The sequence below is a fragment of the Marinimicrobium sp. UBA4509 genome, assembly GCF_002388575.1.
GTDB classification, from domain to species: Bacteria; Pseudomonadota; Gammaproteobacteria; order Pseudomonadales; family Cellvibrionaceae; genus Marinimicrobium; species Marinimicrobium koreense.
Genome location: NZ_DGMV01000025.1, coordinates 51426 through 55513, shown reverse-complemented (window position 1 = coordinate 55513; position 4088 = coordinate 51426). Strand labels below are relative to the sequence as shown.

At 55.9% G+C, this 4088-nt stretch carries 4 protein-coding genes and 1 tRNA gene (1 of these 5 only partly in view); all 5 read left to right on the top strand.

The genetic code is table 11. The features are described from left to right. Positions 1–72, top strand: a tRNA-Leu gene (locus B3520_RS02865) (it extends 117 nt beyond the left edge of the window). Between the two features lie 71 nt (positions 73–143). Further along, on the top strand, positions 144–1457 hold the full coding sequence (gene tig, locus B3520_RS02860) for a trigger factor (protein WP_024460231.1): 1314 nt from the start codon (positions 144–146) through the stop codon (positions 1455–1457). A gap of 161 nt (positions 1458–1618) precedes the next feature. After that, positions 1619–2254: an ATP-dependent Clp endopeptidase proteolytic subunit ClpP gene (gene clpP / locus B3520_RS02855; RefSeq protein ID WP_123637409.1), complete on the top strand. Its 636-nt coding sequence runs from the start codon at positions 1619–1621 to the stop codon at positions 2252–2254. A 146-nt stretch (positions 2255–2400) separates the two neighbouring features. Further along, complete coding sequence (clpX, locus tag B3520_RS02850) at positions 2401–3690, top strand: ATP-dependent Clp protease ATP-binding subunit ClpX (protein ID WP_123637408.1); 1290 nt, start codon at positions 2401–2403, stop codon at positions 3688–3690. Between the two features lie 167 nt (positions 3691–3857). After that, on the top strand, positions 3858–4088 hold a 231-nt coding region (locus B3520_RS02845; RefSeq protein ID WP_286875366.1), incomplete at its 3' end, for an LON peptidase substrate-binding domain-containing protein.

Below are 4088 nucleotides of genomic sequence, written 5' to 3'. Positions count from 1 at the left end.
AATTGGTAGACACGCCAGATTTAGGTTCTGGTGCCGAGAGGTGTGAGAGTTCGAGTCTCTCCGACCGCACCAATTTAAGATCATTCATGAGTCACCCTTAACGGCATTGGCCCCCCGATGCGAATAGCGTATAGAGGAAGAGAATGCAGGTTTCCATAGAGACAACGTCCGGTCTGGAGCGTCGCCTGACGGTGGGAGTCCCCGCCGCAGAAGTCGATAGCGAAGTGCAGAAGCGCTTGCAGCAGGCTGCCAAGAACATTCGTATCAACGGCTTCCGCAAGGGCAAAGTACCCATGAAAGTGGTCAAGCAGCGCTATGGCGACGGTGTTCGTCAGGAAGTGCTGGGTGATGTCATCAACCGCAGCTTCTATGAAGCCGTGCGTAAAGAAGACGTCAAGCCGGCGGGTCAGCCGTCCATCGAGCCCAAGCAGTTCGAAGAGGGCAAGGACCTGGAGTATGTGGCCACCTTTGAGGTGTACCCCTCCGTTGAGCTGGGCGACTTCTCCAAAATTGAAGTGACTCGCTACAAGGCAGATGTGACGGCAGAAGACGTCGACAATATGATCGATGTGCTGCGTGAGCACCAGGCCAGCTGGAAAGAAGTGGATCGGGCCGCCCAAGACGGCGACCAGGTCAATATCGATTTCGTCGGCACCCGCGATGGTGAAGCCTTCGAGGGTGGCAGTGCGGAAGGACAGAATCTGGTGCTGGGTTCCGGCTCCATGATTCCCGGCTTTGAAGACGGCCTGGTTGGTCTGAAGGCCGGTGACGAGAAAACCCTCGAGCTGACCTTTCCGGAAGACTATCAGGCGGAAGAGCTCCGCGGCGCCGCGGTTGAGTTCAAGGTGACCGTCAACAGCGTTTCCGAGAAAGAGCTGCCCGAGCTGGATAAAGATTTCTACGCCAAGTTCGGCGTCGAGAAGGGCGGTAAGCCTCAGTTCCGCAAGGAAGTGAAGGCCAATATGGCCCGCGAGCTCAAGAACGCCATCAAGGCCAAGACCAAGAACCAGGTCATGGACGCGCTGCTGGAAACCCATAAGCCCGACCTGCCCAAGGCTCTGGTCAGCAGTGAAATCGAAACCCTGCGTCAGCAGATGATGCAGCGCTTCGGTGGTCAGCAGCAGAACTTTGACGTCAAATCTTTGCTCCCGGACACCATGTTCCAGGAAGATGCGGAGCGCCGCGTCGCCCTGGGCTTGGTCGTGGGTGAAATCGTCAAGGAAAACCAGATCAAAGTGGATGCCGATCGCGTCCGTGAAATGGTGGAAGAGCTGGCCTCTACGTACGAGGAGCCCGAGGCGGTCGTCAATTACTACTACGAGAACCGTCAGTTGCTGTCCAGTGTTGAGTCGGCGGCCCTGGAAGACCAGGTGGTGGACTTTATCCTGGATAAAGCCAAAGTGACCGATGAGTCCAGCAGTTACGACGACATCGTTACCCGTCAAAAGCAGCAATAATTGTACAAAATGGCCACAAACTGGACAGTTTGTGGCCATTCTCCCCGCCGAAGTCTCCTTATGCTGGCATATCAGCGTTTCTCAGGTTAAGCTTTCCCTACCATTTTCAGCGGTTCCGTCCAGTCGAGCCGCGGTAGTCAATAGAAGGACATACGGTTTTTATGTCGAACGAATTCTCCAAACAGGTACCTGACGTTATGGCATCCGGCTTGATTCCCATGGTGGTGGAGCAGACCGCCCGTGGAGAGCGCTCCTACGATATCTATTCCCGCCTGCTCAAAGAGCGGGTGATCTTTCTGGTGGGACAGGTCGAAGACTATATGGCGAACCTGGTGGTGGCTCAGCTCCTGTTCCTGGAAGCCGAGAACCCCGACAAGGATATTCACCTCTACATTAACTCTCCCGGTGGCTCGGTGACCGCTGGTATGGCCATTTATGACACCATGCAGTTCATCAAGCCCGATGTCAGCACCATGTGCATCGGCCAGGCGTGCAGCATGGGCGCATTCCTGCTGACCGCCGGCGCGAAGGGCAAGCGGTTCTGTCTGCCCAACTCCCGGGTCATGATCCACCAGCCCAGTGGTGGAGCCCAGGGTCAGGCGTCGGACATCCACATTCAGGCTCGGGAGATTCTGAGTATCCGCGAGCGTCTGAATGAGCTGATGGCCCATCACACCGGTCAGTCGGTGGAGAAGATTGCGCTGGATACCGAGCGGGACAACTTCATGAGTGCCCAGAAGTCGGTCGAATACGGTCTGGTGGACAGCGTGGTCAGCCGCCGCGGAGGCGCTGAATAAGCTGACGCCAGCACGCCCGGGCATCCAAACGGTGCCCGGCGCGTATACTTCATTGAGTCTGGAGGCCGAACAGGCGAATCCAGCTTGAAATTCCGGGTAAAAGGTTGCATCTTTACCCCTATAAGCGTTTAAGACGGAGTGGTTTAATGACCGATCACACCAAAGACAGTGGCGACAAGAACGGCAAACTGCTGTATTGCTCGTTCTGCGGTAAGAGCCAGCACGAAGTGCGCAAGCTGATCGCCGGTCCCTCGGTGTTCATCTGCGACGAGTGTGTCGATCTGTGTAATGACATCATCCGCGAGGAGATTCAGGAAGCGGCGGCCGAAGGCCCCTCTGAACACCTGCCCACGCCGAGTGAAATCTCGTCGATTCTGGATGAGTACGTCATTGGCCAGAAGCGTGCCAAGAAAGTGTTGGCTGTGGCGGTGTACAACCACTACAAGCGTCTGCGGGTTGGCGACAAGGGCAAGGACCCGATCGAGCTCGGCAAGAGTAATATTCTGCTGGTGGGGCCGACCGGTAGTGGTAAAACGCTGCTGGCAGAAACGCTGGCACGCCTTCTCGATGTTCCCTTTACCATTGCGGATGCGACCACGTTGACCGAGGCTGGTTACGTGGGCGAAGACGTCGAAAACATCATCCAGAAGCTGTTGCAGAAATGTGATTACGACGTCGACAAGGCCCAGCAGGGTATTGTCTACATCGATGAAATCGACAAGATTTCCCGCAAGTCAGATAACCCCTCGATCACCCGTGATGTGTCAGGGGAGGGCGTTCAACAGGCGCTGCTCAAATTGATTGAAGGTACGGTGGCTTCCGTACCGCCGCAGGGTGGGCGTAAGCACCCACAGCAGGAGTTCCTGCAGGTTGACACCAAAAATATCCTGTTCATCTGTGGTGGTGCCTTTGCCGGGTTGGACAAGGTGATTCGCGACCGCTCTGAGAAAGGTGGAATCGGTTTTGGAGCGGAAGTCAAAAGCAAGGACGACAAGCGCAAGTTTGGCGAAATCCTGCATCAACTCGAGCCTGAGGATCTGGTTCAGTACGGTCTGATTCCCGAGTTCGTCGGTCGTCTGCCGGTCATTGCCACCCTCGATGAGCTCGACAAAGAGGCGTTGGTTCAGATTCTGACCGAACCCAAGAACTCCCTGACCAAGCAGTACCAGCGACTGTTTGAAATGGAAGGGGTTGACATTGATTTCCGCCGTGACGCGCTTGAGGCGGTGGCCCAGAAAGCCATGGACCGCAAGACCGGTGCTCGAGGGCTGCGCTCCATCATGGAGGCGGTACTGCTGGACACCATGTACAAGATTCCCTCCGAAGAAGGTGTCGTGAAAGTCATTGTCGATGACTCTGTTATTAAAGGCGAGTCGGAACCCCTGCTGGTCTATGAGCAGAGCGAGGCGCCAGCGAAGGTAGCCAAGGGCGACTGAACGCGGTTGCAGTATCGTGGTTAAACCGCAAAGAGCGCCTTATGGGCGCTCTTTGCGGTTTTTTACCGTCAAAAACTTGTAATCCGGCGGGGTAGCCCCCAATCTTTTAGTGTGTCGCTCTTTCGCGACAAGCAGTTTCTGGCCTTCCACTATGAGGACCGACCCAGATGGATCAACAAGACAAGCCCATTCCCACCCAAGTCAGTGATATTCCGCTGTTGCCGCTGCGTGACGTCGTGGTGTATCCCCACATGGTGATTCCCCTGTTCGTGGGCCGTGACAAGTCCATCGAGGCGCTTGAAAGCGCCATGTCCAGCGACAAACAAGTATTACTGGTAGCCCAGAAAAACCCCGGTGACGATGACCCCAAAGCAGAGGACCTGTACGGCGTCGGTACC

Bases quoted from the DNA above. Each gene is read 5' to 3' on its own strand.
- tig (WP_024460231.1), top strand. From the start codon at position 144: ATGCAGGTTTCCATAGAGACAACGTCCGGTCTGGAGCGTCGCCTGACG.
- clpP (WP_123637409.1), top strand. From the start codon at position 1,619: ATGTCGAACGAATTCTCCAAACAGGTACCTGACGTTATGGCATCCGGC.
- clpX (WP_123637408.1), top strand. From the start codon at position 2,401: ATGACCGATCACACCAAAGACAGTGGCGACAAGAACGGCAAACTGCTG.